Genomic DNA, 17,429 nt, shown 5'->3' on the forward strand with positions numbered 1-17,429 from the left:
AACATAACATGCCCTGACTCTCTTTATTCTTTTACCGAATCCAATAGGGATGAAATCCTGCGAATACACGAGCTTGCGTGAGGAAATTAAATCAAATCGAGGGAGCTTAACTGTAGTAAAAACGACCTGTATAGACAATTTTTAAGCTTCTGCAGATTGGAAATTTGACCATATTACCCGAGATTGTAAAGGCACAATGTAGAAAAACTGCCAATTAACCAGCGAATCATTTATATTATTAACGCAAGGAATGTATATGCTTTTGCCTTCACTTCGTTTCAATTAACTTTTTAATTAACTCATCTGCGTTTTTAAAAGTAATATCCTCGGTCACCGCTAAGATCGTACCATCTTTTCGAACAAAATAATTTGTAGGTATCCCTACAACTCGATATTGAGATGAAACCATACCTTTGTCATCATATATAACTGGAAAAGCTATATGATATTTTTGGATAAATTTTTGAGCTTCTTGTACAGTATCACTCATTGTTACGTTCACTGAAACAAATTCTATTTCGTTACTATATGTTGAGTATAACTTATTTAATTCTTCTGCTTCCTCTTTGCAATATTTACACCATGAGGTCCAAAAATTAATTACTTTGGGTTTACCATTATTTCCAGTTATAGCGTGTGGTTGACCGTCTATATCCTTTAAGCTGAAATCAATTATTTTCCCATCGTACCTATCTGATTGTATATAGTCCACGGGCTTATCTGGTTTATTGAAATAATTAATCAATGTGTATAATACTAAACCAAAAAATACCAACAGAACAACAAATGACAATATGTTTTTTCTCACTTGCTCCCCCTGAAAAACTCTAATATAAGTTATTTTGTTACTTTCATTCTTAGTTACAATCAGGAAACACTATTATTTATTAGCTATCGTAACATAAAATGGAAATTTCTAGGACTAAAATATAACAAATAATCTATCCTTACCTTCCATTTTATGCTATAATAAAAACAAGAACATACATTCCCTTTATTTCACATCATTCTACAGTCAGAAAAGAAGGTAAGCTATGAAAGATCAACCTATATTTGAAAATCTGCGTGACAAGTATGCCGACGAAGACCGTGCTAAGCTTGTGATGCTGCAGTTACGAACGTTAATGGGACAGAAACAAAAAAAGAAATGGTATCAGAAGTGGAAAACGCCGACAAAGACGCAGCCTACGAATTGGAACGACTAACGACTAGTTTGTCTCTTGGGCGGTATAGTATCTCTGAAAATAAAATAAAGGCTTTCCTTCGTAGATAGACTACGTAGAGAGCCTCTTCATTTTTATCGGTTTCTTTTGCGCGTATAATATAAAATCCCAAAATAATGCGCCCCTGTAAAGAGGGTCAGGATACCGAAGAATAACAAGAACCCGCCATTACGATCACGGAAGAACAATTGAAGGACGAACAATGCCAGGGAGATCTCGCTCCAGAGAAGTGTTCTTCTTTTGAGCTGAGTCAAATCAGCTGTGGATTTGCTTATTTTGCGAAGATTCATGAAGGTCAGGCCAGCGAGTACGATGACACCAATGACGATCACGAGAATATAACTTGAATTGCCTGACATGTGACTCCCCCCTAATTCTAGTAGATATTATATCTAAGATACATGGATTAGAACGGAATGTCTATTTGAAAATGTCGTTACCAAGAAGGTTTATAGCTATGGCTGTGGAACATATATGGAAAATTATTTAACATTCTCAGCGAGGTGCCACATCATGTCTAGCCCCAAATTCAAAGAAGTAGAGACGTCCGATATTCCTTTTCTGATGGATATTTACAATCATTTCGTTGTTCATACCACCTATTCTTTCCACACGGAGCCTGTTGCATTAGCTGAGTTTACGGAGAGTGTCATCCACGCCAACCCGCGCTATCAGACCTACGTGATTCTTCTTGATAACAAACCACAAGGCTATGTTCAAATCATGCCCCACAAGAAAAAGCAAGCCTATGACTCAACAGGTGAGGTGACGATCTATCTTCATCCAGCATACGTTGGCAATGGCCTGGGCTCCGCCTCTATTCAATATGTCGAAGCAATCGCCAAGGAGCACGGCTTCCACTCCTTAATTGCGACGGTTTGCGCGGATAATTCAGCTAGCATTCACATGTTTACCCGAAATGGCTACCAGCAATGCGCACACTATAAAGAAGTTGGATTCAAATGGGGACAATTTCTGGATATTGTTACGTTTCAGAAAATCATTTCATAATCAGTTTTACTTGTTACTGGGCCATTCCTAAGAATTATCTGTTTCCGTTTTTTGTACTGGATAAGCTACCCCTCCTTAACAAAACCTAGAGCATAGTCATAATGCTCGGAGGGGATTGCCATGATCAAGCGGGTTTGGTCCTTATGCATCGTTTGCTTGCTTGTAACCAGCTGCGGTGTGCCTTTAACGAAGTCTTTTCAAGATCAGAGCTCAACCCAACGTTCTCATCCGGATGTCACCCAGACATCCTCTGAAGCCAGTCGTGACGTCGTAGAGTCCCGGCTCGCTACTGATGTTGGAGATTCAAAGAAGCGAATAAGCATTGTATCACCAACGAGCACACCCTCAGCTTCCGCCCAACCAACAGCCACACAAACACCAAGCCATACACTTGCACCGAGTCCTGCGTTGACGCCTAGCTTGAAACCTAAGATTGGCCCCAAAAAAGCAGCTATACAACCAGAAACTTCTAAAAGACCTTCCCTACCTGTTCAAAAAAATCAAGGCCAAGTGAGAATTTCTCAGAAAAAGCTCACGCTCTCACAGCTAGTTGTTAAATATCCCGACACGTTCAAGCTCCGCGGCTCGAGTCAGGAGAAGAAAGTCGCGTTAACTTTTGACGACGGGCCCGATACGCGATTTACGCCAAAAGTACTTGATGCGCTCAAAGCGAATGGGGTTAAGGCCACCTTTTTTGTACTTGGTTCTATGGCAAGTACGCACCCTGACATCATAATGCGAATCGTGAATGAGGGCCATGTGATTGGCAATCACTCTTACAGTCATGAGAATCTACCGAAGTTGTCTGTGGATAAATTCCAAAACCAAATTGAGAGTACAGAAAGTGTGCTGCAAGGCCTCATCGGCTACGCCCCTAGGTTGATTCGCCCACCCTATGGAGCAATAAATGAAGAGCAGGTCAGATGGATTGCTGATCATCACTATTTAATTGTGAACTGGAATGTCGATTCCCTCGACTGGAAATCACTCAATTCCGATCAAATTCTGCACAATATCATGCAACAGACGAAGCCCGGCTCCATTATTCTTCAGCACTCTGGTGGGGCTGACAGTCAAGATTTATCAGGGACCGTGCAAGCTATCGGTCCGTTAATTAATAAACTTAAAGCCGCTGGCTACACATTCGTCACGGTTCCCGAGCTTCTTCACGTGACCAAAAGCAAGTAATGGCACGGCAAAAAAGCAGTCTCGCCAGGTTCACGCCCAGCAGACTGCTTCCCTTTTTTTACTAACGAATGTATCTAAAATTTACTCACCCATCTTAGAGGTAGGCATTGCTGATTTACAATCCACACAATAGCCAAATATTTCAAACCGATGACTTTGAATTTCAAAGCTCTCCGGCAAATCCTTCACAAGCTTCATCGGACAGAACTCAAACGTCACGGTCTTCTCACAACTAACGCAAATCATGTGATGATGATGATGTGACAGGCAGCTCGCTTTGAACTTTAGTCCATCCGCCAAATGAAATTGCTCCAGAACACCCATCTCGCTCAACAATCGGAGATTACGATACACGGTATCAACGCTTACGCCTGGATATTTTATTTTCATATGTTCATAAACATCCTTCGGCGATAAGTAACTGCCCGATTCTGCGAATAAGGTCGCTAAGCTTCTGCGCTGCTCTGTAATTCGCCACCCCTGCTTCGACATCGCTCTTAGCATCTCATCGATCGTATCCGTATGCGTACTCACTTGCATTACCCCTCTGTGTTGAAATGTTCTTCTATTTATAGTGCAGCAAATAGACCTCTTGCGTCAAGTGTAGAACAATGACGGAATCTTTGCGAACAGCATTAGGCAGTTGCACTACAAAAAAAATCCCCAACAAGTTGAGGACTTCTTCACTGAGCCTATTGAATATCCGGTGTATCGAACATTGCTTCTAACTTCAACAATTCTGTACGAATGACATCCTTGGCGAAATTCTCCCCGATGAAGACAGCTACGTCAGGCACATCGCCTTTAGGCGTTATTTTCACAAAATCCATTTCTCTGTACGCGTATTGGAATAAGAACCGACTCGATGTATCTGAGAAGCTGAGAATTCCCTTGGCCCGATACACTTCCTGCGGGAGTTTGCTCACGAATGCTTCAAATGCGTTGCTGTCTACTGCCCGCTCAAAAAAGTGTGTATACGCCATCACATGCCGATGCGAATGATGATGATGGTCATCCTCATGGGGATGTTCGTGGCTAAGCGGATGTGTCTCGTCATTCGATTCCGACTGCAGATGTACCCCACCTGAAACCTCGGTGTGAATATCTTCAATGAGCTTGATATCGATCTGACTGAATACGGTATAATGTAAATCCGCATAAGGATTCCATTCACGTACGAGATCATGTACTTCTTGAAGCGCCGATTCCTGAAGCAGATCGGTCTTGTTAAGCAAGAGCAGGTTTGCACAGCGAATTTGATCCCGCATGAGGCGGTAGGTTTTGCCGCGACTTGTTCGGTTTAATTCAAGCAGCTGCGGCGCATCCACAACTGTGATCATGGCTGAAAGCTCTATCGGAAGTACGAGCGAAGCGTCCGTTACCTCATCAATGATCTCCATGGGATTCGCAATTCCCGTCGATTCAACGAAAATCAGATCGGGCTGCTCCCCCGTCACTAATTCATTCAAAGCTGTTGCGAGATCGCCACGACTGGAACAGCAAATGCATCCACCGAGCAGCTCGGACATCGGCACCTCATTCGCTATAAGTTGTCCATCCAGATTCACTTCGCCAATTTCATTCATAATCACGGCAGGCTTGCGCCCCGCTTCGGTAAAATAATCGATGGCCTTGGTGAGTAAGGTCGTTTTACCGCTCCCTAGGAATCCAGATAAGACATATACGTTAACTCGTTTGTTTGCCATTCGTGTTGGTTACCCCCATCCTCGTTACGTTCAAGCTCTTATTCTGACTTAACCTCAAATTTCGTTGCCAAAATTGGCCATTTCCCAACGATGCCAGCTAAAAATGGAAATAATCTTGCCCACAGCAAGCTCGTGGCTGGATCTGCCGGCTTCAGCGGAAGCTCTAAACGCTCGTAGAGGATTTTCGCTGCTTCTTGGACAAGCTCAAGCGCCAAATCAGCAGGTGCCGTCTCGGCTACTGCTTCGAGCCGAGGGAGATAGTACTGCACGATAGATTCCGATAAGCCATGCTCCGCTAAGTTGTCTGAAGACATCACCTCGCCCATACCTAAGCTAACTAGACGTGCTGTTTCTTCTTCAAAAGCGTGAGGAATACAGTAAATCTCCAGCGCCAAGGCCGCTACATAGATGTCTCTTAACAACTCATCTTCTTTGGCCATCGTTAAGACAGGATGAGATAAATAGGCCATTATAGCAGGTTTCAACGTGTCCCAACTATTCTCTATGCTCTTCATCGTAAACTGCATCATCGCTGCTGCCAGCTCCACAGGGGTAATTTGTTTCTTGTCTAGCTCTTGCATATGTTTTAAACCTCTTCTCTATTGGTACTTGTAAAATGAATCGTCAACTCAATGATTTCGGATTGGCTGCCTAAACGGATCGGCGGCCCCCATGTGCCGAAGCCTGAGGACACAATCGCGTGTAGATTGCCTTTGCGCAAATAGCCCCAATCTAGTTCAAAGATCCGCCTGGTGAACAGATGATTCGGCGCTATTTGACCACGGTGTGTATGACCAGACAGCATCACATCCGCGCCTGCGGCTGCCGCCTTGTCCAACTGGTGCGGCTGATGATCCATGACGATAATCGGCTGGGCGAGGTCGGTGCCCTCCATCAACGAAGCCAGCGGTTTGCGCCCTTCGGAATGTTCGGCTGTTTTATCCTTGCGCCCTACTATGTACAGCCTCTCCTGCAGATGAACGACTTCATCCATGAGCACACGGATGCCGATCTGTTCCATTTGTTGCACGAAGGCCGGGACATGTCCTCCGTAATATTCATGATTGCCAAGCACGGCATAAATGCCAAGCGGAGCCTTCAATTCTTGCATCGTTTGCCCCATTTTATAACGAATAAAAGGTTCGATATCATCATCAATGACATCGCCTGGCAGCAGAATCAAATCCGGTTTCATCGCATTCACATGCTTGACAAGCTTACGCAAATGGCGGTTGCCGACGATTGCGCCTAAATGAATGTCCGAGGCGACTGCTACTCGAAGCTGATGCCAGTCCCCCGCTTGCTTGGGAATTGTAATCTCGTACTTGCGAATAATCGGTGTCCGTGCATTATAGGAGCCGCGCAGCAAGAGAGCAAGTACTATTGCTACGTCAATCCAACCAAGAATCGGCACATAAGTCGCTGACGAGATGGATGCTAAGTGAAGCACACCGATCGCCACGTCCGTCAATGGCAAAAGGAGCACACCGAATTGAATGAGAGCAAACCAGTAGGAACCGATAATTTTAAAAAGCCGCGATACGCTTCGAGGCAGCACGCGCGATCCAAACCAGGCTAATAAGTAGGATAAAGCAACGAACCAAAACACAATCCAATAGAGCCCAGGATGAAACGAAGTACCCGATAGATGCGATAAAAAAACTTTCGCGTGCCAGCCTATATAGCCGTTGATCCCAACTACAATAGCGAGCATTAGCGTGATTCTTAGTGCCATAGCATTTCTCATGTTACTTGACTCTCCATTCTCCGCTATAGCAAAAGGCTTATCGGCTCAATACATGCCTCATCATCATTCCGCACATTGCCCACCCGATTAGACACGGGGTACGCCATCATCAACTTCGAAGGATAGGGTTGTAAAAACGGCTTCAGTTGATCGACATTTTTGATGCTGCGATCCAACCACACCGCTTCGTTTTCACGTGGCAAAATGACCGGCATACGCTCATGGATATCCTTCATCATCTCGTTCGATTCTGTCGTAATAACCGTACACGTTGATATCCGCACACCCTCGGGGGACGTCCATGTGTCATACAGCCCCGCCATGCTGAACAGTTCTTTGTTGCGCAGCATAATGCGCATAGGCTGCTTATGCTTACCTGTCCCTTTCCAATCGTAGAAAGAATCCGCCGGGATGAGACAGCGTTTACGTTCAAATGGCTTGCGGAAAGCAGGCTTGTCCGCTAAAGTTTCAGAGCGCGCATTGAGCATTTGGTAGCCCATTTTCTCATCTTTAGCCCATTCTGGAATCAGTCCCCAACGCAGTTCCCCCAGCTTATTGCGCTGCCCGTCATGGACAATCGCCATCACCTGCTGTCCTGGTGCTACATTATATTTGGGGCTATATCTTGGCATATAGGTATCGTACATATCATAACGCAGCATCAATTCCTCTAACGTTACGGTGATCGTGTAGCGTCCGCACATAGGTGGGCATCCTTCTCCTTCACACGGTTATCCAATTCCCCTCTCTCCATTATGGAAAAAAGATAGGCTTACGTCAATTCGTACAGCCCGAAGAAGCGTTCTTCTTCAGGCTGTGTTCGAATGGGCGCTTCATGCTATTCTTTGGCAGATTTACGATTTTTTCTTCGTTTCCGTCTCCAACACACTCACACGCGGATCCGTACCATAAATGGTTGTGACAAGACTGTCGGCATATCGACCAATTCTCGCACCAATCTCCGCACGCATGTAGTCTCTCGTCATCGTAAACCGATCCTCGTGCTCTCGGCACCTATACCGGTAACGAATCGTCTGATCGTCTTTCTCCTCTTCCGCAACATGCATGTCATTCTCCAGCATATGCCGTTTCACTTTCGCTAAATCGGCGTGCATGTTTTTGGCCAACACCTGGGCCACCTTCGAATAGAGTGTTCTTAGCATCTCAGAGGAACGTTCCACTTCACGCGCCCTTCGCAAAATAATCGTATGCATGAGCGGCAGCAGCACAGATTCTCGCATAATGCTGATATCATCCGCGGTCGGGCGCTTCGTGAGAACCGGTTTGTCGTGACGTTGGCTTTGAAAAGCTTCTCGGTGCTGGGGCAGCATCATCCGGCTCGACTCCCACAAACCGTTATTCTGCAATTTTTTACTCATTTATAATGACCTCCGATTTTGAGCGAACGAACCTGCGCTTGGCCGGCTGTCGTCAAAGAGGACGCGCGAACGATCGCCGCATTACCGAACCGATCCTTAATTCTATCCGTCACCTTCTCCAGTTCCCGCGCCTTCACTTGATCTTCGAAAAGGGTGAGCTGGTACGTATCATCGTCCACGAACTGACTCAGCATAACGCCGGCACGGCGAACGGGCATAGTGTCCCAGAATTTATAGAAAAGCTGCTTCACAGCTTGAAAAACGGTGCCTGTATGATTCGTCGGATCCGGCATCTTCATCTGGCGTGAGAAGCCTGTTGGCGCATCAAACGGACTGCACATGCAGCTGACCGTCACGATAGATGCCATGTAGCCTTTGCGCCGGCAATCCCTACACACTTCCTCTGTCAGCTCCATGAGTATCGTATTCACTTCCGAGGATTCCGCATAATCCCTCGGCAGCGTCATCATATGACCGATCGACTTCGGTGGCGTATCGAATGTGCCTGGCGTGACGGGACTATCGTCTAGCCCGTTCGCTGTTCGCCACATGACCTCAGCGTGAATGTCCGACTGCTTGCCGAACCGCGCGCGGAATTTCCGCTTCAGCTGCGGCAGCGGTGTTCGTGCCACATCGCCGATTGTATACATGCCCAGCTTGGCAAAATGGGCCGTCATCCGCGAGCCAACGCCAAACATTTTGCTAACTGGCTGCTCCCACAGGTATTTCTCAATGCCAGATGGGAGTAGTGTGAAAATACCGCTTGCATTCTTTTTAGCCCATATATCAGTCGCGATTTTCGCTAGAATTTTATTCGAACTGATCCCTACACGAAGCTTAACACCCGTTTGTTTGAGCACCTTATATTGCAAGCTCATCGCCACCTTCTCCGCATCTCCAAAGAGCGGAAGGCTCCCTGTAACGTCCAAGAACTGTTCGTCTATTCTGTTGTCAACAAAATGTTTACGATTTGTCTATTTTTTCTTATATTGATTATGTAATTAGACTGGCTGCCTACTCCTGTTGTTGTTGATCTCAAGTTTGCCGGTAAACCAATTCAATTTAAGTTTTGAATTTTTGCACAATGTTCAACGAAATGAATAAATTTGTCCAATCCACATTAGAGAAATCTTCAGTATTCGCTGAATATGATTTATTCTAATTGAAAACTACAGACAATTACAAAACAGGTCTTAGATTATATTGAATTGAAATAAAAAGATATAAGAAATAAAGGAGGCTATCCCTTTTACTCTAGGGACAGCCTTTTTTAGAATTGTTAAATCACCGATAATGCGACTTCAAGGCCAACGAATAAATCATCTAAAATCCTCATATGAAAAGATGCCCAATTTACTGGATTTTTGGGTTCTCCACCAATTTTAGTGAATTCGTCTTCCACTACCTGCCTCACTTGTGGCTTCGATAATCTTAAATGCAAATAATAATTTCTTAAGCACCGAATTCGATCTACAATCTCATAGAGCAGGCTATAGTTTTGGGAAAAGTTACTATTGGCATTCTTTTGCGCAGTAGGAATAGTTTCATAAAACACTTGATGTAAATGGTCTATGAATATTTTAAATTGATCTTTTTCTTTACTTATTTGTAATCTGACCAGATGCGCTACATTAACTGTGACATTAGGGTGAGATTCGAAGATTGCTTGAAACGAATTGTTGCTAAGTTTCTCGATAATATCTTTTTGAAGTTGAATACATTGTACTAACTTGTCTCTCATATCTTCTTCTTCTGGAATGTATAAAATTTTATTTGTCAATGACAGTGCTGTATGAAAGTCTATCTTCTGACTATAGTTAGCTTTAAAACTGTTTAGTATATCGTCAAAATAAATATAAAGAAAACTGGCTGCGCTGTCACTCTTGTTGCAAGATATTAAATAATCAAATTTAGATAAAACAAATTGTAATTCAGCGCTGCCTTTAAGGGCAATTTTCTTCAATGAGGCAATAATATCATGTTCAAGGTGAAAATATTCTTTTTTATCAATATCATGTTTAATAACTCTTAATAATAGGTTTAATAGTGAGTCTACAGCGTCAGTAGATTCAATTCGTAAAATAGGACGCTCATCAAATCGAAAACTAAACTGATTCTGAAGAATTTTGTTTATTATATAATCAATGGCTACAATACTTTGCTCTTCAAGCAAAATTAAGGCAGCTGTTAAGGAGAAACGGGAATCCTTTCTTATCCAATCAATTAATACCTGATCTATCATTGTATTACTTTGCTTTAATAAATAGGTAGCAGCCATTTTGAATAGTTCTTCATTTTCGGTTTTTTGAACCACAGTAAGAAAAAAATTATGATCTGTTTCAAAAGAAATGATAGCCTCTAGAATCTTTGTCTTTTCCCGGACACCAATATTTTTAAGTGTAAAGATTTTCTTTAACTCATTCACACTATTGTGCAACTGGTGTCTCATACAAAAATCAATATGATTCCGTAATATCTGGCCGCTTATCTTTCTTTGGTTAAGATTCTGCAGTACTCTGGCTTTCAGTTTACCTAAGTCTACGTAATTTTCAATATATTCAATCCCAAGAAATTCATGACTTATTGGCCAGTCAAAGGACAATAAATCTAAACAAGTTTCTTCGGGATATATTAACGAATACTTGTTTCTAAAGTACCATAGGCAGATTGCTAAAGTTGATGCTGAAAATCCATCATCTTTAAAGGTTATTGCTTTATTAAAGTTAACTAAATCAAGTTTATTAAAACATATTGTTTTTATAGTTTGTATTTGATCTTCCGAAAGTTCTATATTAGTATGCGCTTGCAAAATTTGATAAATTTCTGCTAACACAAATTGATCATAATCGGATCTATTGATTATATTTTTTACTTCAGTAAAAGATAATGGTTTTTTTATCAGTAGATTCTGCAAATCACTAATAATAAATTCTTTATATTTAAAGATATGCTTTTGTGTATCATATATTTTTTCGAATTCTAAATCCAAAAAACTCAATCTTCTCTTTTTTTCTCCCGTATATATTTTTTTAACTTCCTCTAGATATGACTCTTTTGAGAAGATAATCTTGATTCTGTCCTGAATACGTTCTAGATTTCTTTTTTCCCAGTCAATGATTTCTTGTTGTGGGACTACTATATTAGTGCCAAGTAGTAATAAATCTTTATATTCGGAAAATTTATCACGGTTCATCATAGATATACCGGTTAGGATGTTCGTTATATTTTCTTCCGTTATCCGGACATGTTTAAAATCGTCGATGATTGTTTTTATAGAATCAATGTCAAGTATTAAACCGATGAAGCGATAAGTAGTAGTATCTATAAGGTTGGTACAATCGTACGTCTGCTCGAATAATGAACTAATAGTTCCAGTATTGATAAAAAAGGTTTTTAATTGTTGAGTCGTTCGTATAAGATTTTCGACGGCTGAAATTAATAGTCGCTTCATTAGAACGTGTATTTCATTGTCTTCATACCAAGCCGCAATTGCCTGATTTACCAAGAAGGGGACATAATCATCGATATAAATATCATCAAGATCATTAATGTTTTCTAAAAAATAAATAATAATTTTTTTGATAGATTCAGCATTTCGGAGCTTTTTCAAGCCATCTAATACAAAGTACGTTGACTTTATTTCCGTTGAGTCTGGATGATATCTGATTAACGGCACGGCCTCGATGATGTGATCAGCATACAATTCAATATCAGGGCTGCAACTTAAAAAGTTATAAAACTCGGAAAGTAGAGAGATGTTTTCTTCATTAAAAATACTTTCTAATTTATCTATAACCTCTTTATTGTTATAACCCAAGGCCTCTAAACATGATAAACTGATTGATCGAACGTTGGTATTCTCATCCGTTTTCAAAATAATTTGTATTAACGAATTCACTAATCTATCGTTAACAAAATCATTAAAATATCTGATAACACTTATAGCGTTGTAACGATGAGTAAAATGATCAGACGAATTAACATAGTTTAATAAGAAGTCGTATACTTCCTGTTCTCTCGCAAACATTGCTAAATCCTCTGCACTCACATTTAGCCAAATATTACGATTGGTATACTTTAAAAAGATAGTTTTGAAAACTGCTATTCTTTGGTCGCGTTCAATTCTAATTGACTCAAAGTCTAATAAATACCTAGGATCTTTTTCGGCAATATATTCAATTAAATCCGTATTTAAACGGAGTGAGCACAAGAACGAAAGTGTATTTTTCCAAGAGGGATTAATATTTTCTTCATTTAAGCTATTTATCGATATGAAACTTATAATTTTAGGTAAATCCAGATTTTTTAATGCCTCAGCGCATAGATATTCGTTGAAATTGTTATGTTGAAATTGAAGCAAAGGATCATTATTTTTGGGAAAGATCTTCCGTACAATACTGATATTCTTTATAAGATATCGTTCTTCTTTGTTGTAACAAACTTGTTCAAGTTGTTCAGAATTAACATGGTTTTGTTGCATTAGCTCCATTATGATCGCGATTTTTTTAAGACTTACTTTAATATCTTCTGCCGAATATGTGCCTTTAATTAATAGATTTTCTTCAGATTCAATGAGTTGGGCTTTTATTGATTCGTTAACTGTGGTTGTTATTATTTCGCTTTTATTTATAGGAAGTCTAAGGTGCGATTTATAAAATAGTATCAAGTGAATAAGATTGAATGGGTTTAATATAAAATCTGTATCACCGTATTGTTTAATACCCTCCATAAACTTACTGTGATCGTGCGGCAGTAACATATGGACAAATGTTTCCACATCTTTCATATTTAAAGGGCTAAGTCTGAACAAAGCAGCATCTGGAAATTGGTTGGAGTATACATTAGACCGTGATGCAACGCAGAACCTTGATTCAGAATATTGTTTCACGAAATTTGTTAATTTTCTCACAAAGATGCCTTTATCTTTTGCTTGATCAAATTCATCAAAAATAAAGAAGTACTTATTACTTGGAGATATTGCAAGGTCAGGATATTCATATGAGATAAAGCTGTAAACATCTTCATTTGCATATGTACCTAACGAGACATAGATTGGAATTATTTCTGAAGTTATATTATTTGCAAAGTCTAAAAAAGTTCTTTTCAGAAATGAGCTTTTTCCTTCTCCTGCCTCACCTAGCAGAACAAATATTCTTTGTTGCTGAATTATGTCTGTTACTTGAAGTGACTTGTTAGAAACATCAAAGTAGTACTGACTAAAACTTTCTTCATTATAATCAGAACTTCGAATTAATTTTCTTTTTATTAAATGTTTAGTGTCTTCCTCGATCTTTTTCAGTACACTTTGAGGGTAATTTTCTTTGGTGATAAATGGTTTTTTGGCATCTGATTGAAATGCTGTCAAACTTAAAATATCACTTCTTGTTGCGATTCTATTGTAGCTTCCTGTTCGAATATAACATGTCCCTTGCATAAGAGTTCCAAATTGCTTTTTCAACATATAAGGACCAGTATTATTAGGTGTTTCTTTAATCTCAATGATTCCAACCCAGATATCATTATGCTGTACTTTGTAAATATCGAAATCAATATCTGGTTCGATGTTACTATGTACTAACTGCTGATAATTTGCCGAATCACCTAATTCTTCAGGATTAATCCCAATAAACTTTTTCCCTGTTGTAACAACATCCTTAACGCCTAATACTATATATTTACTTCCAGAGTGCCTGGAATTTGCCATTGCCATTATGTCTTTAAGCAGGTCTTCCTTTTTTGTATATAATCTGGATTTGAAATCTAAATAATCAGATTCAAACTCAGTTTCGATTAATTTATGTATTTTGTCCAAATTTATCATAGTATTTCACCCACTCATAAAATTGTAGTTTAACATTGCTACCAACTCAGATAATATCATATGAAATTTCTATAAATCCTTTCTCGACTGAACTTATTTTGTTAGTCATGTTTTCTGCCATTTCATTAGCTTCTTTTTCAGAGCAAGAATACTCCGTACCAAATTGACTTTCAAAAATTTCTTGAATTTGTTTAGATAATTCGCTTGACGTTCTTGTCACGATTGCATACTTTCAAATTCTTCAGGCGGACAAAATCCTCTCCAGTGTTGCTGCTAGTTTCAGTTCTCCCCACTAAGATCGAAGCGGACCCAGCTTGAAGAAAGAGTATAGGGAACATTTGGTTTATTTAAATTACCTTTTGGCCTATGAAACTCGAAAAATCAATGTTTCTTATCTGTCCGCTCAATGTGAACAACCACCCATTTTAAGTTGTTGTCTATTAAATCTTATTACACAAAATTTTCCTTTTATGTAATTGGGACGACATGCAGATATTCATGAAGCGTGCAGAGTTTTACGCGATAGCGTGGTTGTACTTGCCCTGTGGTTGTGAATACAGGAACGGAGCCTCGTAAACTAGCTAACAGGGCTCCGTTTTTGATTTTAGGAATTGTCACTGCTTTTACTGCTTCGGCCGTCTAGAGGAGATTTGTTGTTCAACTATCATTTCATTATACTGGAAAATAATTCTATTGAACATATCTGCCCGTCTAACGTAATGAAGCTGCCGATCATAACGGCAGCTTCGTCCTGGATGAGTTTATTCAGCTATCGTTCCCAGATAGTTGAATCAATCTACTACGACTCTATGGCTTGGGTGGTCTATAGAGAAAATTACTTGTTCTGCATCAAAACGAATAACTCTCTTTGCTTCATAAAACCCAAGTTTCTTTAATAAGGCGCATGACGAAGTGTTTGTAGATTGCGCCTCAGCGAGTATCTTGTTAAATGCTTTATCTTCAAAGGAATGGCATAATACTTGACTTACCGCTTCAAATGCAAAACCATATCCCCAAAAACGTGATAAAAACATATATGAAATTTGAGTATATTCTCCATCATAATGTGGTGTTAATAAGATGCTTCCTACGAATTCACCTGAAACTAATTCTCTAACTGTCCAATAATGGCAGTTTTCTTGGGGATTTATCCATTCTGTAATTCTAGCTTCTATTTGCTGTGAACTTCTTTGACCGCCCAAGTAATCCCATACTTTAGTGTCATTGTATAATCCCAATAAATCAATATAGTCAGCTTGCTTTGTTATTTCAATACTACAACGATTTGTTTCCAATCTGCATTCTCCTCGTCAGAAGTTTGACTTACTTTCAAAAAAAACGTATTGGTTATTCTTGGGAAGTTAACTAACCTCGACCTATTCTAACACAAATTACTCCACTAAACTCCCGTTACTTCAATGAAACAAGGGACAGCTGCCTGTCGTGGCGATCTGTCCCTTAGTTCACACATCAACTCGTACGTGCAATTGAAATTAGTAAGAAACTTCCTTTAATTAACCCGGTTCTTGTTGAGATCAAAGATACTGATCAACTTAATCCAGAATATTCTGGATCTGTCCAACGTGCACTTAAATACGGGATTATTAAGCTTAGTACGGGAGATAAATTTAATCCTAAAGATGAGATTACACGTGCTGATGCTGCAGAAGAAATTTTTAATGCAATTGAGTATTTGAAAGCTCATCCAACTACTCCAGTTGTGTCCGATGACCAGATAACAGCTACTCAAAGTGTTGAACTAATAAAAAGTGCTCTTGGTGAACTTGGTAAAGATCTTCAAATTAAAATTGACCCAGAAGCAAAAGTAACGCGAGAGTCATTTACTTACATGCTGATTCATATGCTTCAAACCAATGAGAAGTTGCCCCTGATTAAAATATCGCCTGTGGATATAAAAGATAATGATAAGATTGATATCTTGCATGTTGGTGCCATCCAAACAGCGCTTGCATTAAAAATTGTCGAATTAAATTTGGATGGAACTTTTAATCCACAAGATAGTATCACAATGGCGAAAGCAACAGAAATTGTAAAGAATGCTACAAAGGCCGTTGAGGGTTTCAATAAAAATAACTAAATAAGTAGTTTAATCCCCTTATTTTTTTTAAAAAAACAGATATTTTCATTACATATTGAACTGCACCCCCAATTATTAGGCAAATCTAACGATTGAGGTGCATTTTTTTACTTATTAATTCGTGAAAAAATATAATAATATTTTGACTTCCTATTTCACTGATCGGAATATTACCAGCAATCGCAAGTACTAGAACCCAATTTCGATGGCAATCGTACATTCCATTAATGATATGTAAATTACCTGGTCCAATGCTACCCGTGCATACTGGACTTCAGAATTCTTATTCTTAAGGATTCAAAGGAGACATCTCCGGTTCTTCCCAACATAAATTAGTAGCATTAGTTATTTGAACTACATCTTTAATTTCAAATTTCACTACTCGTTCCGCTCCAGGAAAGGGTGCAGCCGCGGCCTTATCCCAAATGATTTCCGCCAACCCAGTTAAATGCAATGAATGACCGGTGGTCATAATCAATCACTAACAAGCCCGCTGAGTGATTCGATTGAATGTTTCCCAAAGTGTTATACATTGAGTTGCCCGTATAATCAGGAAATTCTAACGTTTTTGAATTAATTACATGCACAAATCCCGGGTTTCCACCTCGATGTGAGGCGTCCATTTCTCCACGAAAATTTGTACTACCAATATAGAATGTGTCGGCTTGAGAAATCCAATCCATTTGATGCTGAGTCAGTTCTTTACTTCGCTGTTCCGACTTTAACAATCTAAAAACGTCTTTTTCTGTACATATCGCTCTTTTTTGAATATACTTCGGACAATTCCCATAAATCTGTTGTGCCGTTACTATGAGTTGTGACATTTCCATCGTGACTATCCCGTTAACACGAACTCTGATCCGACGTTTCGTATCGATAAAAAGTAATCCGACTTCTTTTTGATTAGAGCCTATAATTAACGGGTCACCAGTAATCATTTTGACTCGAATAATCAATCTATGTTCATCTAGTTCCTCAACGAAACCAGGTTCTCCAGTTAAAAATGTTACCCATACATTTCCTTCTCCATCCGTGGAAGATAAAACCGCAAACTGTTGCGTTTTCAGGAAATTAATGATCCCTCCTGAAAACCGATTACTAACCATACTTGCATTCTGATTAGCAATTGCTGTTTCTCCCGTAAGATATTGAACCATCAGTTCGCCCTTATGAAATACTTCATGCATCGTATGTTTCCCTCCACATTAGATAGAATCTCGGATATTACAAACGGGGATGTTCCAAATATCTACTGA

16 protein-coding genes and 3 pseudogenes are annotated in these 17,429 nt (G+C 39.9%); 5 read left to right on the forward strand and 14 right to left on the reverse strand.

The window, feature by feature from the left end:
• Positions 1–268: 268 nt before the first annotated feature.
• Positions 269–808, reverse strand: a complete 540-nt coding sequence (locus AC58P7_RS31920) for a TlpA disulfide reductase family protein (RefSeq protein ID WP_497350127.1) — start codon at positions 806–808, stop codon at positions 269–271.
• Positions 809–1,034: 226 nt separating this feature from the next.
• On the opposite strand from AC58P7_RS31920, the gene AC58P7_RS31925 reads away from it, so the two are divergent.
• Positions 1,035–1,205, forward strand: a complete 171-nt coding sequence (locus tag AC58P7_RS31925; protein ID WP_497350128.1) for a hypothetical protein — start codon at positions 1,035–1,037, stop codon at positions 1,203–1,205.
• Positions 1,206–1,297: 92 nt separating this feature from the next.
• Here AC58P7_RS31925 and AC58P7_RS31930 read toward each other — a convergent pair whose 3' ends face one another.
• The gene (locus AC58P7_RS31930) at positions 1,298–1,582 is read right to left on the reverse strand and encodes a hypothetical protein (RefSeq protein WP_497350129.1); all 285 of its coding nucleotides are present in this window, start codon (positions 1,580–1,582) and stop codon (positions 1,298–1,300) included.
• Between the two features lie 154 nt (positions 1,583–1,736).
• Between AC58P7_RS31930 and AC58P7_RS31935 the strand changes: the two genes are divergently transcribed.
• Positions 1,737–2,234: a GNAT family N-acetyltransferase gene (locus AC58P7_RS31935; protein WP_497350130.1), complete on the forward strand. Its 498-nt coding sequence runs from the start codon at positions 1,737–1,739 to the stop codon at positions 2,232–2,234.
• A gap of 120 nt (positions 2,235–2,354) precedes the next feature.
• Positions 2,355–3,422, forward strand: coding sequence for a polysaccharide deacetylase family protein (locus tag AC58P7_RS31940; RefSeq protein WP_497350131.1), 1,068 nt, complete (start codon positions 2,355–2,357; stop codon positions 3,420–3,422).
• Between the two features lie 81 nt (positions 3,423–3,503).
• Here AC58P7_RS31940 and AC58P7_RS31945 read toward each other — a convergent pair whose 3' ends face one another.
• The 10 genes and pseudogenes from AC58P7_RS31945 to AC58P7_RS31990 all read right to left on the reverse strand — a co-directional run bounded on the left by AC58P7_RS31945 (position 3,504) and on the right by AC58P7_RS31990 (position 15,370).
• Complete coding sequence (locus tag AC58P7_RS31945) at positions 3,504–3,962, reverse strand: Fur family transcriptional regulator (protein ID WP_497350132.1); 459 nt, start codon at positions 3,960–3,962, stop codon at positions 3,504–3,506.
• A 152-nt stretch (positions 3,963–4,114) separates the two neighbouring features.
• Positions 4,115–5,128: a CobW family GTP-binding protein gene (locus AC58P7_RS31950; RefSeq protein WP_497350133.1), complete on the reverse strand. Its 1,014-nt coding sequence runs from the start codon at positions 5,126–5,128 to the stop codon at positions 4,115–4,117.
• A gap of 38 nt (positions 5,129–5,166) precedes the next feature.
• The gene (locus AC58P7_RS31955) at positions 5,167–5,709 is read right to left on the reverse strand and encodes a hypothetical protein (protein ID WP_497350134.1); all 543 of its coding nucleotides are present in this window, start codon (positions 5,707–5,709) and stop codon (positions 5,167–5,169) included.
• 5 nt (positions 5,710–5,714) lie between these two features.
• The gene (locus AC58P7_RS31960; RefSeq protein WP_497350135.1) at positions 5,715–6,875 is read right to left on the reverse strand and encodes a metallophosphoesterase; all 1,161 of its coding nucleotides are present in this window, start codon (positions 6,873–6,875) and stop codon (positions 5,715–5,717) included.
• A gap of 23 nt (positions 6,876–6,898) precedes the next feature.
• Positions 6,899–7,579 (reverse strand): SOS response-associated peptidase, encoded by a 681-nt coding sequence (locus AC58P7_RS31965; RefSeq protein ID WP_497350136.1) that lies wholly within the window; start codon positions 7,577–7,579, stop codon positions 6,899–6,901.
• Positions 7,580–7,729: 150 nt separating this feature from the next.
• Positions 7,730–8,254: a YhjD family protein gene (locus AC58P7_RS31970; RefSeq protein ID WP_497350137.1), complete on the reverse strand. Its 525-nt coding sequence runs from the start codon at positions 8,252–8,254 to the stop codon at positions 7,730–7,732.
• Positions 8,251–9,198: pseudogene (locus tag AC58P7_RS31975) on the reverse strand (DNA polymerase IV); the annotation flags it as partial. The pseudogene AC58P7_RS31975 and the gene AC58P7_RS31970, both read right to left, overlap by 4 nt.
• A gap of 335 nt (positions 9,199–9,533) precedes the next feature.
• Positions 9,534–14,066: an RNA-binding domain-containing protein gene (locus AC58P7_RS31980; RefSeq protein ID WP_497350138.1), complete on the reverse strand. Its 4,533-nt coding sequence runs from the start codon at positions 14,064–14,066 to the stop codon at positions 9,534–9,536.
• A gap of 55 nt (positions 14,067–14,121) precedes the next feature.
• Entirely contained in the window at positions 14,122–14,295 is a 174-nt protein-coding gene (locus tag AC58P7_RS31985) for a hypothetical protein (RefSeq protein ID WP_497350139.1), read from the reverse strand.
• Positions 14,296–14,866: 571 nt separating this feature from the next.
• Positions 14,867–15,370 (reverse strand): GNAT family N-acetyltransferase, encoded by a 504-nt coding sequence (locus tag AC58P7_RS31990; RefSeq protein WP_497350140.1) that lies wholly within the window; start codon positions 15,368–15,370, stop codon positions 14,867–14,869.
• A gap of 239 nt (positions 15,371–15,609) precedes the next feature.
• On the opposite strand from AC58P7_RS31990, the pseudogene AC58P7_RS31995 reads away from it, so the two are divergent.
• A pseudogene (locus tag AC58P7_RS31995) lies at positions 15,610–15,729 on the forward strand (S-layer homology domain-containing protein); the annotation flags it as partial.
• Positions 15,730–15,768: 39 nt separating this feature from the next.
• On the forward strand, positions 15,769–16,173 hold the full coding sequence (locus tag AC58P7_RS32000; RefSeq protein ID WP_497350141.1) for an S-layer homology domain-containing protein: 405 nt from the start codon (positions 15,769–15,771) through the stop codon (positions 16,171–16,173).
• A 142-nt stretch (positions 16,174–16,315) separates the two neighbouring features.
• Here the strand turns inward: AC58P7_RS32000 and AC58P7_RS32005 are convergent.
• Positions 16,316–16,441, reverse strand: a pseudogene (locus AC58P7_RS32005) (hypothetical protein); the annotation flags it as partial.
• A gap of 148 nt (positions 16,442–16,589) precedes the next feature.
• Positions 16,590–17,360 carry a pyridoxamine 5'-phosphate oxidase family protein gene (locus AC58P7_RS32010; protein ID WP_497350142.1) on the reverse strand — a complete coding sequence of 257 codons (771 nt, stop codon included), beginning with the start codon at positions 17,358–17,360 and terminating at the stop codon, positions 16,590–16,592.
• Positions 17,361–17,429: the final 69 nt, after the last annotated feature.

The organism is Paenibacillus sp. J22FR5 (assembly GCF_059691975.1).

Coding starts and splice junctions, on each gene's coding strand:
- AC58P7_RS31925 (WP_497350128.1), top strand. CDS start 1,035: ATGAAAGATCAACCTATATTTGAAAATCTGCGTGACAAGTATGCCGAC.
- AC58P7_RS31930 (WP_497350129.1), bottom strand. CDS start 1,582: ATGTCAGGCAATTCAAGTTATATTCTCGTGATCGTCATTGGTGTCATC.
- AC58P7_RS31935 (WP_497350130.1), top strand. CDS start 1,737: ATGTCTAGCCCCAAATTCAAAGAAGTAGAGACGTCCGATATTCCTTTT.
- AC58P7_RS31940 (WP_497350131.1), top strand. CDS start 2,355: ATGATCAAGCGGGTTTGGTCCTTATGCATCGTTTGCTTGCTTGTAACC.
- AC58P7_RS31945 (WP_497350132.1), bottom strand. CDS start 3,962: ATGCAAGTGAGTACGCATACGGATACGATCGATGAGATGCTAAGAGCG.
- AC58P7_RS31950 (WP_497350133.1), bottom strand. CDS start 5,128: ATGGCAAACAAACGAGTTAACGTATATGTCTTATCTGGATTCCTAGGG.
- AC58P7_RS31955 (WP_497350134.1), bottom strand. CDS start 5,709: ATGCAAGAGCTAGACAAGAAACAAATTACCCCTGTGGAGCTGGCAGCA.
- AC58P7_RS31960 (WP_497350135.1), bottom strand. CDS start 6,875: ATGAGAAATGCTATGGCACTAAGAATCACGCTAATGCTCGCTATTGTA.
- AC58P7_RS31965 (WP_497350136.1), bottom strand. CDS start 7,579: ATGTGCGGACGCTACACGATCACCGTAACGTTAGAGGAATTGATGCTG.
- AC58P7_RS31970 (WP_497350137.1), bottom strand. CDS start 8,254: ATGAGTAAAAAATTGCAGAATAACGGTTTGTGGGAGTCGAGCCGGATG.
- AC58P7_RS32010 (WP_497350142.1), bottom strand. CDS start 17,360: ATGCATGAAGTATTTCATAAGGGCGAACTGATGGTTCAATATCTTACG.